Origin of the sequence: Aquitalea sp. (genome assembly GCF_030150775.1) — a bacterium.
In the GTDB taxonomy this organism is placed as follows: domain Bacteria; phylum Pseudomonadota; class Gammaproteobacteria; order Burkholderiales; family Chromobacteriaceae; genus Aquitalea; species Aquitalea denitrificans.
Window position 1 is genome coordinate 1 of record NZ_JASLFG010000033.1, and the last position, 14,847, is coordinate 14,847.

13 protein-coding genes and 1 pseudogene are annotated in these 14,847 nt (G+C 53.9%); 10 read left to right on the forward strand and 4 right to left on the reverse strand.

The features are described from left to right. Window positions 1–1,946 (forward strand): carbon starvation CstA family protein (locus QVF59_RS10525; RefSeq protein ID WP_287879599.1); only part of this gene is annotated, 1,946 nt, incomplete at its 5' end. Continuing rightward, window positions 1,939–2,127, forward strand: coding sequence for a YbdD/YjiX family protein (locus QVF59_RS10530; protein ID WP_159874716.1), 189 nt, complete (start codon window positions 1,939–1,941; stop codon window positions 2,125–2,127). The genes QVF59_RS10525 and QVF59_RS10530, both read left to right, overlap by 8 nt. A gap of 68 nt (window positions 2,128–2,195) precedes the next feature. Here the strand turns inward: QVF59_RS10530 and QVF59_RS10535 are convergent, their stop codons facing one another. Next, window positions 2,196–3,227 carry a YeiH family protein gene (locus tag QVF59_RS10535; protein ID WP_287879603.1) on the reverse strand — a complete coding sequence of 344 codons (1,032 nt, stop codon included), beginning with the start codon at window positions 3,225–3,227 and terminating at the stop codon, window positions 2,196–2,198. Between the two features lie 161 nt (window positions 3,228–3,388). Between QVF59_RS10535 and QVF59_RS10540 the strand changes: the two genes are divergently transcribed. Next, window positions 3,389–4,255 (forward strand): LysR family transcriptional regulator, encoded by an 867-nt coding sequence (locus QVF59_RS10540; protein WP_287879605.1) that lies wholly within the window; start codon window positions 3,389–3,391, stop codon window positions 4,253–4,255. A 51-nt stretch (window positions 4,256–4,306) separates the two neighbouring features. Here QVF59_RS10540 and thrB read toward each other — a convergent pair whose 3' ends face one another. The 3 genes from thrB to QVF59_RS10555 are packed head-to-tail and all read right to left on the reverse strand — an operon-like array spanning window position 4,307 to window position 6,328. Then, window positions 4,307–5,245, reverse strand: a complete 939-nt coding sequence (gene thrB / locus QVF59_RS10545) for a homoserine kinase (protein ID WP_159874719.1) — start codon at window positions 5,243–5,245, stop codon at window positions 4,307–4,309. Between the two features lie 9 nt (window positions 5,246–5,254). Then, on the reverse strand, window positions 5,255–5,578 hold the full coding sequence (locus QVF59_RS10550; protein WP_159874720.1) for a DUF2782 domain-containing protein: 324 nt from the start codon (window positions 5,576–5,578) through the stop codon (window positions 5,255–5,257). Between the two features lie 21 nt (window positions 5,579–5,599). Continuing rightward, window positions 5,600–6,328 carry an LOG family protein gene (locus QVF59_RS10555; protein ID WP_089083683.1) on the reverse strand — a complete coding sequence of 243 codons (729 nt, stop codon included), beginning with the start codon at window positions 6,326–6,328 and terminating at the stop codon, window positions 5,600–5,602. Window positions 6,329–6,345: 17 nt separating this feature from the next. On the opposite strand from QVF59_RS10555, the gene polA reads away from it, so the two are divergent. The 7 genes and pseudogenes from polA (at window position 6,346) to QVF59_RS10590 (ending at window position 14,847) form a co-directional block, all read left to right on the forward strand. Beyond that, on the forward strand, window positions 6,346–9,141 hold the full coding sequence (gene polA / locus QVF59_RS10560; protein ID WP_287879609.1) for a DNA polymerase I: 2,796 nt from the start codon (window positions 6,346–6,348) through the stop codon (window positions 9,139–9,141). Between the two features lie 524 nt (window positions 9,142–9,665). After that, entirely contained in the window at window positions 9,666–10,778 is a 1,113-nt protein-coding gene (locus QVF59_RS10565) for an aromatic ring-hydroxylating oxygenase subunit alpha (protein WP_287879611.1), read from the forward strand. A 74-nt stretch (window positions 10,779–10,852) separates the two neighbouring features. Next, entirely contained in the window at window positions 10,853–11,773 is a 921-nt protein-coding gene (locus QVF59_RS10570; RefSeq protein WP_287879613.1) for a DMT family transporter, read from the forward strand. A 91-nt stretch (window positions 11,774–11,864) separates the two neighbouring features. Beyond that, window positions 11,865–13,223, forward strand: a complete 1,359-nt coding sequence (locus tag QVF59_RS10575) for a saccharopine dehydrogenase NADP-binding domain-containing protein (RefSeq protein WP_287879615.1) — start codon at window positions 11,865–11,867, stop codon at window positions 13,221–13,223. Window positions 13,224–13,494: 271 nt separating this feature from the next. After that, window positions 13,495–13,686: pseudogene (locus QVF59_RS10580) on the forward strand (DNA polymerase); the annotation flags it as partial. A 185-nt stretch (window positions 13,687–13,871) separates the two neighbouring features. After that, complete coding sequence (locus tag QVF59_RS10585; protein WP_159874722.1) at window positions 13,872–14,435, forward strand: GspH/FimT family pseudopilin; 564 nt, start codon at window positions 13,872–13,874, stop codon at window positions 14,433–14,435. Next, the gene (locus QVF59_RS10590; protein WP_287879620.1) at window positions 14,428–14,847 is read left to right on the forward strand and encodes a type IV pilus modification PilV family protein; all 420 of its coding nucleotides are present in this window, start codon (window positions 14,428–14,430) and stop codon (window positions 14,845–14,847) included. The genes QVF59_RS10585 and QVF59_RS10590 overlap by 8 nt, the downstream gene beginning before the upstream one ends.

Sequence of the window (14,847 nt, forward strand, 5' to 3'; positions counted from 1 at the left end):
CCGTTGCCCTCTATCTCGTCGCTTACCGGTATTACAGCCTGTTCATTGCCACCAAGGTGATGCAACTGGACCCGACCCGGGCCACGCCCGCGGTCCTCAACAACGATGGTCTGGACTATGTGCCGACCAACAAGCACATCCTCTTCGGTCACCACTTCGCCGCCATCGCTGGCGCCGGCCCCCTGGTCGGTCCGGTACTCGCCGCGCAGATGGGTTACCTGCCCGGCACGCTCTGGCTGATTGCCGGTGTGGTGCTGGCCGGTGCGGTGCAGGACTTCCTGGTTCTGTTCATCTCCACGCGCCGCAATGGCCGCTCCCTGGGCGAGCTGGTCCGCGAGGAAATGGGCCAGGTGCCTGGCACCATTGCGCTGTTCGGCGCGTTCCTGATCATGATCATCATCCTCGCGGTGCTCGCGCTGATCGTGGTGAAGGCCCTGGCCGAAAGCCCGTGGGGCATGTTCACCGTGCTGGCGACCATCCCGATCGCGCTGTTCATGGGCGTGTACATGCGCTACATCCGCCCGGGCCGCATCGGCGAAATCTCGGTGGTCGGCATCGTGCTGCTGCTGGGCTCCATCTGGCTCGGCGGGCAGATCGCCGCCAGCCCCGAGTGGGCCCCGGTATTCACCTTCCATGGCGTGCAGATCGTCTGGATGCTGATCGCCTACGGTGCCATCGCCTCGGTGCTGCCGGTGTGGCTGCTGCTGGCCCCCCGGGACTACCTGTCCACCTTCCTCAAGATCGGCACCATCGTCGGTCTGGCCATCGGCATCCTGGTGGTGGCACCAAACCTGCACATGCCGGCGCTGACCAAGTTCATTGATGGCAGCGGTCCGGTATTTGCCGGCAATCTGTTCCCCTTCCTGTTCATCACCATTGCCTGCGGTTCGGTATCCGGTTTCCACGCACTGGTGGCCTCCGGTACCACGCCCAAGCTGATCGAGAACGAAACCCACGCCCGTGCCATCGGCTACGGTGCCATGCTGATGGAAAGCTTTGTCGCCATCATGGCGCTGATTGCCGCCTGCGTGCTGGATCCGGGCGTGTACTTTGCCATGAACAGCCCGGCTGCCGTCATCGGCAAGACTGCGGTAGACGCGGCGCAGGTGATTTCCAGCTGGGGCTTTGTCATCACCCCGGATGTGCTGACGCAAATGGCCAAGGATGTGGGTGAAACCACCATCCTGTCGCGGGCTGGTGGTGCACCGACGCTGGCAGTGGGCATGGCACACATCCTGTCCGGCGTGATCGGCGGCAAAACCATGATGGCCTTCTGGTATCACTTTGCCATCCTGTTTGAAGCGCTGTTCATTCTCACCACCATCGACGCCGGCACCCGCGTGCTGCGCTTCATGATTCAGGACTTGCTGGGCATCTTCATCAAACCCATGGCCAATACCGAATCCTGGGCAGCCAATCTGGTGGCCACCGGCCTGGCCGTGGCTGGCTGGGGTTACTTCCTGTACCAGGGCGTGGTGGATCCGCTGGGTGGCATTAACACCTTGTGGCCGCTGTTCGGCATTGCCAACCAGATGCTGGCCGGCATTGCGCTGATCCTGGCTACCGTGGTGCTGATCAAGATGCAGAAACTGCGCTATGTGTGGGTGACTGCCTTGCCTACCTTCTGGCTGCTGATTGTCACCCTGGTGGCCGGCTGGCAGAAGCTGTTCCATGCCAGTCCCAAGATCAGCTTCCTGGCGCATGCCGACAAGTTCTCCGCAGCTGCCGCCAAGGGCGAGTCGCTGGCCCCGGCAAAAAATCTGGCACAGATGCACCAGATCATCTTCAATGATTATGTGGATGCCACGCTGACTGCCATGTTCATTGCCGTGGTGGTGGCCATGCTGGTGTTCTCCGTCAATGTCATCCGCAAGGCGCTGGCCGTGAAGTGGGTCACCACCAGGGAAGTACCGGCTGCCTATCGTGAAGGAGAAGCCAATGTCTGAGTTGCTGCGGCAATTGACTGAAGCGGCACGGCTGATGGTGGGGGTGAAAGACTACGACAAGTATGTCGCCAGTCGCCGCCGTTGCAGCCCCAACGCGCCGGTGATGAGCCGCGAGGCCTTTTTCGCCCATTGCCAGTCCGAACGTTACGGTGGCAAGTCGATGAAAAAGTGCCCATGCTGATTTCCAGTCTGCCATAGAAAAACCGCCCGGCTCCGGGCGGTTTTCTTTTGCCTGCTGGCAAACGGCGTTCAGAGCTGGTGCAGCAAATAGGTGATGCCGCTGTTGATCAGCGTGCCACCTACCAGCAACCAGCCAAACAGCGCGCTGGCCAGCAGCATCGGCTTGGTTCCGGCGCGGCGGATGGCGGAAAAGTGGGTGGTGAGGCCCAGTGCACCCATCGCCATGGCCAGCAGCAGATTATCCAGCGCAATCAACTGGGCGACCCAGGCCTGCGGCAGCCAGTGCAGCGAGTTGAAACCCGCCATGGCGAGAAAGCCCAAGGCAAACCACGGAATGGTGATGCGGCGGGTCTCACCGCTGCCGGACTGCTGGCGGCGGCCCAGCCAGGCCGACAGCAACAGCAGAAACGGGGCCAGCATCATCACCCGGATCATCTTGGTAATCACCGCGCTATTGGCCGCCTGCTCGCTCACCGCCCGCCCTGCCGCCACGGCCTGGGCAACCTCATGCACGGTGGAGCCGGTAAAAACACCGTAGGCAAACTCGGACACGCCCAAAGCCTGCGTCAGCGAAAACAGCAGCGGATAGAGAAACATCGCCAGCGTGCCGAATACCACCACGGTGGCCACCGCCACCGCTACTTTTTCGGCATGGGCCTTCACCACCGGCTCGGTGGCCAGAATGGCGGCCGCACCGCAAATCGAGCTGCCGGCACCAATCAGGATGACGCTCTGTTCATCCAGCCCCAGCTTGCGCCGGCCCAGCCAGTAAGCCAGGGCAAAAGTGGAGCTCAGCACGCAGGCATCGATCAGGATGCCGCTGATGCCGACGGCGGCAATGTCCTGGAATGTCAGCTTGAAGCCGAACAGGATGATGCCCAGCCGCAGGATGCTGCCTTTGGCAAAATTCACCCCGACATGGCTGCGCTGTGCCAGCAAGGGGTAGATGGTATTTCCCAGCAGCATGCCGCCGACAATGGCCAGAGTGAGGGCGGACAGCCCCAGCTGGCTGAATAGTGGCAGGCCGGCGGCAAACTGGGCCAGCAAGGCCAGCAGCAGGACTAGTAGCAGGCCGGGTAGTTTTTGTGAGATGGAAGGCATGATGATGTACCGGTGAAGCGGGTTTCTGCCCCGTTATCTGCACCATACGCGTCATCAATAAAGTTGAAAAACGGATAAAATTTCTATAAACAATTAAAATAATTAATATATTGCAGTAAAACACATTCGCCATAGAAGGTGGATAAGGAAGGTATGTGAACATGGCATTACGCCTTAGCCTGCGTGAACTGGAAGTTTTTGCGGCCATTACCGAGTCCGGTACGGTGACGGCAGCGGCTGATAGCCTGTCCATGACGCAGTCGGCCGCCAGCCAGGCCTTGGCCGCACTGGAGAGTGGGCTGGATGCCAGCCTGTTCGATCGGGTGGGCCGGCGGCTGGTGCTGAACGAACATGGCCGGCTGTTGCTGCCGCGTGCCCGGGCCATGCTGGATGCGGCGCAGGACATGCAGCGGCTGTTTGACGACCAGACAGCTCTGCATCTGCGACTGGGGGCCAGTACCACCATCGGTAACTACCTGCTGCCGGAGCAGATTGCCCGCTTCCGCCAGGCACAGCCGCAGGCTCAGGTAGAGCTGATGGTGGCCAATACCGCCGACATTGTCGATGCGGTGGCCGGTTTCAAGGTGGACATGGGCTTTATCGAAGGCCCCTGCCATCACCCGGATTTGCTGGTGGAACCTTGGCGTGACGATACCCTGCTGGTGTTTGCCGCCGCCAGCCACCCGCTGGCGCAAGGTGCGGTCAGCCTGTCCCGGCTGGCACAGGCCCAATGGGTGCTGCGCGAAAGCGGTTCCGGCACGCGGGAGGAGGTGGAGCGCCTGCTGCTGCCGCATCTGGGCAGCTTTGGCGAGGTGATGGAAATGGGCCACTCGGAAGCCATCAAGCGTGCAGTCGCCGCCGGGCTGGGAGTGAGCTGCCTGTCCTTGCACGTGGTGCAGGAGCTACTGGACAGCGGGCAGATTGTCGCCGTGCTGGCAGCACTGCCCACCCTGCACCGCACCTTGTTCCGCATCACTCACAAAGACAAAGGACAGACGCGTAGCATGTTGCTGTTCAATCAGGGCTGAAACACAAACAGGCTGCACACGGCAGCCTGTCACGGGAATGGCAGTACCGGCTTACAGCCAGAAATCGCTGCGCTGGCGGTGAGCTTCCACCAGACGCTGGAACACCTTGGGATCCTTGGTATAGGTCAGCTCGCCGTCCATTGGCTGGTACAGGTCCAGCAGGCGCGAAGTCCAGAAGCGCAGGGCCGCAGCACGCAGCATCACCGGCCAGGCTTTCTTCTCTTCAGCAGTCAGCACCCGTACCGACTGGTAGCCGGCCAGGAAGGCGGCTGCCAGATCAGGATCTATGCTGCCGTCTTCCAGTCTGGTCCAGTCATTGAAGGCAATGGCCACGTCGTACAACAGGATGTCGTTGCAGGCGTAGTAAAAGTCGATGAAGCCGGCGATTTTGTCGCCGTCCATCAGCACATTGTCCTTGAACAGGTCGGCGTGGATCACCCCGCTGGGCAGGTGATCAAAGCGGTGCTGGTCCTGAAACTGGATTTCCTGACGCAGGCTGGCGGCATCTGCCTCCTCCATGAAAGGGTACATGGCAGTGGCGGTATTGCTCCACCAGCGCGGGCCGCGCGGATTGCGCATCTTGCGCGGGAAGGTGGCACTGGCCACATGCATCTGTGCCAGCATTTCGCCCACCGCATGGCACTGGATGGCGGACGGCTGGCTGATGTCGGCCCCGGACAGGCAGCTAACCAGACAGGCCGGCTTACCGGCCAGCAGTGAGGCAAACTGGTCGGTGTTGTCTGCCACCGGTGCCGGGCAGGCCACGCCATGACGCGCCAGATGGCTCATCAGTGTCAGGTAGTAGGGTAGTTCTTCCAGCTGCAGGGTTTCAAAGATGGTGAGAACGTAACGACCATGCGTGGTGGTGACAAAGTAATTGGTGTTGGTGACGCCAGCGGCAATGCCCTTGAGTTCGACCAACTGGCCGAGCGCATAGCGGCTCAGCCAGCTTTGCATCATGTCATCGCTGACGGTGGTGTAAACCGACATGCCTGTTCCTCAGAAGCGCTTGAGAACCCATTGCGGGATGATGATGCGGCGATTGGGGTCTACCTGCTTCATGCTGCCATTGCCCTCTTCATCCATCAGGTAATACGGGAAACCCACGTTAGGGGTGACCTTTACCATGTAGAGCTGGCCGTTGAGGCGGTATTCCTCGATCTTGTCATCACCGCGCTGGATGATGCGCACTTCCGGCTCTGCCGTGCCGGCGGCGTCCTGCGAAATGGTGGGCGGGGGCGGTACCGTGGCAGGAGCCGGCGGTGTTTCGGCCCAGGCTGCCGACAGCGGCAGCAAGGCGAGCAGGGCAAGGAAGCGGCGCATGAGGATGGGTCCTTGGTGAAGTTATAGATTGAGCAGTTTTTCGCGTTCTTCCGGCAGGGCCTCGAAGCCGCGGGTCTCGTAGTGCTTGAAGATGGTTTCCACGATCTGGCCGGGTTCGTCGATCAGCTGGATCAGGTTGACGTCGTCAGGGTTGATCATACCTTCTTTTACCAGATGATTTTTCACCCAGTCGATCAGACCGCTCCAGAATTCGCTACAGCACAGGATGATGGGGATGGGCCGCGACTTGCCGGTCTGGATCAGCGTCAGCGCCTCGAACATCTCGTCCAGCGTGCCAAAACCGCCCGGCATCACCACATAGGCAATGGCGTGCTTGACGAACATCACCTTGCGGCTGAAGAAGTGGTTGAACTTGATGGACAGGTCCTGGTATTCGTTGGGCTTCTGTTCGTGCGGCAGCACGATATTGAGTGCCACCGACGGGCTTTTGCCATAAAAAGCGCCCTTGTTGGCCGCTTCCATGATGCCGGGGCCGCCACCGGAAATCACCGAGAAGCCGGAATCAGAAAGAAGCCGGGCTACTTCCTCGGTAAGCTTATAATAGCGATGGTCGCGCGGAGTGCGGGCGCTGCCGAAGATGCTGACTGCCGGCGTGATACCTTGCAGTTCTTCGGCCGAGTCGACAAACTCCGACATGATCTTCATCACGTGCCACGCCTCGCGCGAGCGGAAGCGCTGCATCATGTCGTATCGATCACTGGTCTGCGGCAATTTATCGGACAAGCTCATCATTCGCCCCTTTTTCTATGAAAACATTGTTATTGATCGACGGCTCTTCCTACCTGTATCGCGCCTTCCACGCGATGCCCGATTTGCGTTCTCCGGATGGCCGGCCCACCGGGGCGGTTTACGGCATGGTCAACATGCTGCGCCGGCTGGAGAAAGAGGTGCAGTTCGATTATAGCGCCTGCGTTTTCGACGCTAAAGGCAAGACTTTCCGCGATGAGCTGTATCCGGAATACAAGGCCAACCGGCCTTCCATGCCGGAAGAGCTGGCCGCACAGATTAAGCCGGTGCACGAGGTGGTGCAAGCTTCGGGCTGGCCAATGCTGATGGTGGACGGTGTGGAAGCCGATGATGTCATCGGCACACTGGCCCAGATGGGCGAGGCCGCCGGCTTCAAGGTCATCATCTCCACCGGCGACAAGGACATGGCCCAGTTGGTGACGCCGATGGTGTCGCTGGTAAACACCATGACCAATGAAAACCTGGACCAGGCCGGGGTGAAAGAGAAGTTCGGCGTGCCGCCGGAACGCATCATCGACTACCTCACCCTGATTGGCGACAAGGTGGACAACGTCCCCGGTGTGGACAAGTGCGGCCCCAAAACCGCCGTCAAGTGGCTGGAAGAATACGGCACGCTGGACAATATCATCGCCAATGCCGACAAGGTGGGCGGCAAGGTGGGGGAAAACCTGCGCGCCGCGCTGGACTGGCTGCCGCGCGGCCATGAGCTGATCACCATCAAGTGCGATGTGGATTTGCAGCAGGAGATGCCCTACGGCCTCAACAGCCTGCAGCACGGGGTGAAAGACCGTCCGCGCCTGGCCGAGCTGTTCAAGGATCAGGGTTTCCGCACCTTCTACCGTGAAATGACTGAAGGCGAAGATGCACCGGTCAGCACCCAGGCCGCCGTGGCTGCACCTGCCGCTGGCACCGGCCAGACTGACGATATGTTCGCCATGGCCGATGCAGTATCCGCTCCAGCACCAGTCGCCCCGCCTGCCAGTGCCATCAGCCGCCATTACCACACCATTCTGGACGAGGCCGCACTGCAAGGCTGGCTGGACAAGCTAAATAGCGGTGCGCTGGTGTCGCTGGACACCGAAACCACCAGCCTCGACCAGATGCAGGCCCGCATTGTTGGCATCAGCTTTGCCCTGCAAGCCGGTGAGGCCGCTTACCTGCCGCTGGGCCACCACTATGCCGGTGTGCCGCAGCAACTGGCGCTGGATGAGGTCCTGGCCCGGCTCAAGCCCTGGCTGGAAGACGCCAGCAAGCCCAAATGCGGTCAGAACCTGAAATACGACCGCCATGTGTTTGCCAACCACGGCATTACCCTGGCCGGTGTGGTGGACGACTCCATGCTGGCCTCCTATGTGCTGGAAAGTCACCAGCGCCACAATATGGACGACCTGGCGGCGCGCCATCTGGGTGAAACCACGGTCAGCTACGAAGACATCTGCGGCAAAGGGGCCAAGCAGATCGGCTTTGGCGAGGTGGATATCGAGATTGCCGCCAATTACGCGGCGGAAGATGCCGACATCACGCTGCGGCTGAACCAGCACTTTGCCCCGCAGCTGACCGGCCGCCTGGGCGAAATCTACCGCGACATCGAACTGCCGGTGGCCGAAGTGCTGTTCCGCATGGAGCGCAACGGCGTGCTGATCGACCGCGAACAACTGGCGGCGCAGAGCCATCAGCTGGGCACGCAGATGCTGCAACTGGAAAGCCAGGCCTATGAACTGGCCGGCCAGCCCTTCAATCTGAATTCGCCCAAGCAGCTGCAGGAAATCCTGTTCGGCAAGCTGGGCATTCCCACCAAGGGCATCAAGAAAACGCCGTCCGGTGGTTTCTCCACCGACGAATCGGTACTGGAAGCGCTGGCGCTGGATTACCCGCTGCCCAAATGCATCCTGCAATACCGCAGCCTGACCAAGCTCAAGTCCACCTACACCGACAAGCTGCCCACGCTGATCAACCCGGATACCGGCCGGGTGCATACCAATTATTCGCAGGCAGTGGCCATTACCGGGCGCTTGGCCAGTTCCGACCCTAATCTGCAGAACATCCCGGTGCGTACCGCCGAAGGCCGCCGCGTACGTGAGGCCTTCATCGCCAAGCCGGGCCACAGCATTGTCAGTGCCGACTATTCGCAGATCGAGCTGCGCATCATGGCGCATTTGTCCGACGACGAAGGCATGCTGGCCGCCTTTGCCAGTGGCGAGGACATTCACAAGGCCACCGCCGCCGAGGTATTCGGCGTGACGCTGGAACAGGTGAGCAGCGACCAGCGCCGTGCGGCCAAGGCCATCAACTTCGGCCTGATCTACGGAATGAGCGCCTTCGGCCTGGCCGCCCAGCTGGATATCGAACGCAGCGCCGCCCAGCAATACATCGACCGCTACTTCATGCGCTATCCCGGCGTGGCCGATTACATGCAGCGCACCCGCGAAACCGCGCGCGAACAAGGCTATGTGGAAACCGTATTCGGCCGTCGCCTGTATCTGCCGGAAATCAAGCTGGCCAACCCGGCCCGTCGCGCCGGCGCTGAACGTGCCGCCATCAATGCGCCGATGCAAGGCACCGCTGCCGACCTGATCAAGCTGGCGATGATTGCCGTGCAGCACTGGCTGGATGCACAAAAGCTGTCCAGCCTGCTGATCATGCAGGTACACGATGAACTGGTGCTGGAAGTGCCGGATACCGAGCTGGAACTGGTGAAACAGCAGCTGCCGCAAATCATGGCAGGTGTGGCGGAACTCAAGGTGCCGCTGCTGGCGGAAGTGGGCGCCGGCAACAGCTGGGAAGCCGCCCACTAAACTTCTCCATCTTTAATCCCTCAGTCAAAGCCACCCATGCCGGTGGCTTTTTCTTTGCCCTTGTCATAGCAAAGCCAGGGGCATGGCCAGACTATTCAAATGTAATACCAGAGCCTGCTGGCAGCCTGCCGCAGCAATCCCCGCGACCATGTGCTGATGCTACCGCCATGGCATATAAGCGTCCTATCGCCGCCGCTGGCGACGTGTGAAGAAGTAACGGACTCTTGCAAAGGTGACAAAGCAAGAAGACAAAGAGATTTTTAAACAAAAAACAAAGGACTCTGTAATGCCATCTCATGGCAGTACAGAAAATTCTTCTACTAAGTAAATTTTTAATAAAATCATAAAAGATAATTCTGATCGTGCACGTATTTAATTCGCATTAAAAGAAATACATTACTTCAGTCTTGACGTGGTTGTTTTCTAGTTTAACTATGCAAAAGCGATCTCACGCAAGGTGGGTATGGCAAGTTTTATGAAAATTCTCATCATTTATTTGTAATTATCTTAATTTGGATTGAAGGATGAAAATGACAACGGCTGAAATAAATTTTGCAGAAGGATTGGACGCTGAAACTTATTACAAACACGAATGGAATAAGATTGAAATGGATAGTATATTCTACAAAAGTTGGATATATGCCATTCATGAATCACAACTACCGAACCAAGGAAGTTACGCAACAATTACTATTGGAGACAAACCACTTGTTCTTATCAGGGGAAAAGACGAGGTTGTAAGATGCTTTTACAATGTTTGCACGCACAGAGGGCACAGATTAGTTGAAGAGGGCAGCGGTAATATATCAAAATTTGTATGCCCGTATCACGTATGGGCATATGATACCTGCGGGTTTATTAAAAGTGCACGCGGAGTGCCTGATTTAACATCTATACCAGAAGAAAGACATCAGCTTACTTCAGTTGAAGTTGACTCAATAATGGGGTTTATTTACATCAGATTTACTCATGAGGGTCCTCCACTTAGGGAGTATTTCGGTAGTACCTTCAACCGCCTTAAAGAATGCATACCAAATATATCGCAACTAAAGTTTGCACGGAGATACAGCTATACCATAAATGGAAATTGGAAATTAATGATTGAAAATTACCTAGAGTGCTATCACTGTGCACCAACACATCCTGCCCTTGCTGATTTATTTAACCTCAAAGATTTCAACCTGAAATATTTTACATATGATATTGAAACAAAGTCATCTGCCGGCAAGCCTGATAATATTGCCTACCACTTTGATTCAAAAACGGCAAAACAAAAAGGATTTTCTGGTTGGTGGTTATGGCCAAACATGACATGGAATGTATTTCCAGGAGTAGATAATCTACTATTGTTTTATATTCTACCTACGGGACCGGAAAGCTGTGTTTCATTTTGCGACTACTTCTTCATTGATAGAAATATTGGAAAGGAAGAAGAGGCAATCATGTCATGGGAAACCGGTGTGCTTGAACTGGAAGATAATGCATTAGTAGAGTCAGTTCACAAGGGGTTAAGGTCAGGGGGGCTGAGTAAAAATATTTATCTTATTGATGAAAATTCAGGAGAAAATACAGAGAAACCACTAGTGCACTTCAATAATCTAATTACCGAAATATACAAATCAAATTCAAAAAAATAGTGATTCACAATCCTGTACTCGTAAGCAGCGAGTGCAGGATTTTCTTACAACAAAACATAAAATGAAAGATTATCATGTCTGCCCCAAAGACTAAGGATGGCATACTAATATCGAATAATGCACGCGGAATAATTTCCGCCACAATGGCAGCACTTTGTTGGGGCAGTGCGACAGTTATGTCGAAATTTGTCATTGAAACTATTAATCCGATTTTACTGCTTGGAATACAATTGTTAGTCAGTGTTTTAGTGCTGTGGTCAATAATTTTATATAAAAATCTGTTTCCAATCCCTATTAAAAATACATGGAAAATTGCTTCACTTGGAGTCCTTGAGCCATGGCTTGCCTATCTACTTGGTCTGATTGGATTAGCTAAGACCGAAGCTATTGGAGCGACACTCATTCAGTCTTTAGAAGCGATTCTAATAGTTGCGATTGGAGCAATACTATACAAATCATTTCCAAGTAAAAAATTTATTATTCTTTCTCTCATTTGTTTTGTTGGTCTTCTGCTATCACTTGGTATTTTTGAATATGGAGAAGATGAAAGCAACAGTTTGATTGGTATGTTTTTAATTTTTGTAGGTACAGCAATGGCGGCACTTTATGTAGTCCTGTCTTCTAGGCTAGCAAATACAGCCAACCCAATATACATTGTAGCCATTCAACATACAGCAGGTCTTTTTCTAGCCTGTATTACTGTTTTATTTGCATGGAATTCAATTTCAAGAGGAATGGTCATTCCCGTGAACTTAACCACGTGGTTAATCATTGTTATTTCAGGATTGGTACAGTTTGCACTCGGATTTACTCTATACATTTACGCACTTCAGTTTCTTAGTGCAAACTCAGCTGGTACATTTTTAAACTTGACACCAGTTTTCGGAATTGCATGTGCATTTCTAGTTCTCGGAGAAAGAATGTCATACGTTCAAGTAGCTGGAGCAATGCTAGTTATATTAACCGTAACATTAATAAATAGGGAGAGTAAATGATAGAGTCATCTTAAAAATAATATCGCAGTTTATTTTAATTGTGGCATCAAAATAAAATATGTCATTTTAATAGTTAATACTGGAATTTAAATTGAAAAATAACATTGTAATTATTGGTTTTGGCAGCATCGGGCAAGCAATTTTACCTCTGCTCCAGCAACACTTTCCCAGTGGAGAGATAATAATTATTGAAAGTAATCCAACAGAGAATTATGCAAAAATTAGCAAAGAATTCTCCACGACACTCATCAGGGAACATGTCAATATTAATAATTATTGCAGTATACTAACACCTTTACTAAAGAGTGCAGGCTATCTTCTCAATTTGGCCACGGCTGTTTCAAGTATGGATCTTATCAAATTGGCACAAGAGCATAATGTTTTTTACTTAGATACATGTATTGAGCCATGGAAGTATGCTCATGCCGAATTTGGAATTGAAACAACAAATTACGAACTACGTGAACAAGTACTTGCCATAAAAAGCAAAACAAAAGGAAAGACTACCTCACTGATTGCTCACGGAGCAAATCCTGGTTTCGTCTCCGTGTTAATGAAAAAAGGCTTAATTGAAATGGCGGATGCTGTAGGCCTAAAAAGAACAAAACCTTCAACCGCTAATGAGTGGGCCTCCCTTGCCAAAGAGCTTGACATTAAAGTCATTCAAATATCAGAACATGACACTCAGATGTCTAGTTCCCAACGTCAATGCGGAGAGTTTGTAAATACATGGTCGGTTGATGGCTTTGTAACTGAACTATTACAACCCGCAGAACTGGGCTGGGGAAGTCATGAAAAAAGAATTCCAGACCGCGGGGTAAGAAATACAAATGGATCAAAAGCTGCGATTTGGATAGATAAGCCAAGTCTTTCGCTAAAAGTTCGATCTTGGAGTCCTAACTCTCTTAATTTTGATGGGTACCTAGTGACCCATCATGAAGCAATATCAATTGCAGATTACCTCACATTGAAGGATGAAGAAAATAATGTTATTTATAGACCAACCTCATACTATGCATACCATCCATGTGGTGATGCCATTTCGTCAATAGAATTGCTAAATAAATTCGAAGGAATCAACAATATTAAGTCAATGCGAATAATGCGAGATGATATAGCTAGTGGGATGGATGAATTAGGTGTGTTCTTAATTAGCGGTAGTTATTCATCTTTATGGATTGGATCAAATTTATCGATCGATAAAGCGAGAAAAACAGCCAAACTTAATAATGCAACTAGTTTGCAAGTGGTATCAAGTATCATCGCTGCAATGGAGTGGATGAAAGAGAATCCAAATCTAGGTATTATTGAGTCAGAAGATTTAGATTACGAGTTTATTTATAATGTTGTCGAACCATATTGGGCGCCAATTGCTAAGCAGTATTTAACTTGGCATCCAGGTAAGGTTTCCAGTGAATTACAGTTTGAGGATTTTATTGTTACCATTTAGTGTGCAGAAAAATGACTTGCTATTTGGCATTTTTTGAGCATAGGAATTTCCGCAAAGACCTAACCTATCAGGGCTTTGCGGAAATTAATATCATCCCGTATTAAATCCAGAATACACTGAACTCGGTTCAGAACTTTTACTCTGTTATTGTCCATATCACACACTATTACTCCAGCAGCAAAATTCCGTACCGAAATTTTGCGTAGAAACTTGATCTACAAAGGTGTTGTCGTACGGTAAATTGCTGCGGATTAATAACTAATTGCAAGATTGGCTGGAGCGGGAAAATCTTGCCAGCCTGCTGATCATGCAGGTACACGATGAACTGGTGCTGGAAGTGCCGGATACCGAGCTGGAACTGGTGAAACAGCAGCTGCCGCAAATCATGGCCGGCGTGGCGCAACTCAAGGTGCCGCTGCTGGCGGAAGTGGGTGCCGGCAATAGCTGGGAAGCCGCGCACTAAGCTTCATCATCTTCAATCCTTCAGCCAAAGCCACCCATGCCGGTGGCTTTTTCTTTGCCTTTTTATGGCAATGCCATGGGCATGGTCAGGCTATTCAAATGTAATACCAGAGCCTGCTGGCAGCCTGCCGTGGCAATCCTGGCGACCATGTGCTGTTGCTCCAGTCAATGTTCGGAGGTGGCTCCATGTTGCAAGCCAGGTCGCGTGATTGCCCGCATGCTGGTTTTACCCTGTTTGAAATATTGGTGGTGATGGTGGTCAGCATGATTCTGCTGACCCAGGGACTGCCGGCAATGCAAGGCGTGATGGCCCGTCTGCAACTGCAGGCCCGCAGCCAGTTACTGCATGCCAGCCTGATGCTGGCCCGTAGCGAGGCCATTCGTGCCAATCGCCCGGTATGGGTGTGCGCGCTTAACAGCAAGGTCAATCTGGATATTCAGGGCTGCCAGCCGGAACGCAAGACAAGCTGGCAGGACTGGAGCGAGGGCGTGCTGGTGTTTGCCGATAGCCCGGAACAGGCCCATGGCCGCTACGACAGCGGCGAGCGGCTACACCACGCGCTGTTTTCCGCCAGCACCATTCAGGTACGTGCCAGCCAGCATGTCTTTGCATTCTCGCCTGCCGGCAGGTTGATGGCTGGCCAACTGCCGTATTTCGAATTGCGCAGCAGCCAGGGGCAGTGCCACCGCTTGCAACTGCTGGCAGGCGGACGGGCGCAATGGTGTCGTCAGGAGGGTTGCTGTGCCTGAACTGCACGGAAAGCTTGATGGCTTCAGCTTGCTGGAAGTGCTGCTGACCTTGTTCATCCTGTCCTTTGCCTTGCTGCCGCTGTCCGCCATGGTGGCCAACAGCCTGCAGCAGGTGCGGGGCAGCGATGCAGCCAGCCGTCTGCTGCTGGCTGCAAGCAATCTGGCCGAGGCACGACAGCTGGAAACCGTCCGGAATGGCAAGGCAGGGCCATTGGAGGCCGTCACCACTGAGGCCTTGCAGCAGACGGTTCAAACCTTGTGGCCGGATCAATCGCCCTTGCTCGCCCTGACTTGCCGTGAGCCCGGAGGGCTTCCCGCCACGGTTGCGGCGGCTGACTGTGCTGCTCCTGCACAGTTGTGGTTGCATCTGACCCTTGCCTCCGGGCCGAGCTGGCAGTTGCCCGTGGATTAG